Origin of the sequence: Campylobacter concisus (assembly GCF_002914195.1) — a bacterium.
Lineage (GTDB): Bacteria > Campylobacterota > Campylobacteria > Campylobacterales > Campylobacteraceae > Campylobacter_A > Campylobacter_A concisus_M.
Map to the genome: position 1 here is coordinate 1 of NZ_PPAU01000148.1, position 429 is coordinate 429.

Consider the following 429-nt stretch of genomic DNA (forward strand, 5'->3'; position numbering starts at 1 on the left):
TCTTTTATCTTACAAGAGTTTTACCTACTAAGCCCAGTAAGCTACAGCTTTTGCTTTGCGGCAAATGGCCTAGCCATCGTCATAGGCGCTAGGCTTGCAAGCTTGCTAAATGAACGAAAAGCACTAAAAACTGGTCTTTTTGGCACCTTGTTCGCTAGCATTTTTATCGCACTTATGCTTTGCTCTAAATTTGAAGTGATCGGCGTTATCATCGCATTTTTCTTGCTTTTGCTCTTTACTGGCTTTATCTTACCAACAGCCTCATCACTCGCGATGAATGAGGGCAGGGAGTACGCTGGCTCGGCCTCTGCGGTGCTTGGATTTTGCCCATTTTTCTTAGGTGGCGTCATCTCGCCACTAGTTGGCCTTGGTGACATTTTTTACTCGACTTCAATAGCTATTTTAGCTTGCAGCGTGCTTGCTTTTATC

Annotated in this window: 1 pseudogene; it reads left to right on the forward strand. The window is 44.5% G+C overall.

Annotated elements, in window-relative coordinates:
- Positions 1 to 429 (forward strand): annotated as a pseudogene (locus tag CYP28_RS10080) (Bcr/CflA family drug resistance efflux transporter); the annotation flags it as partial.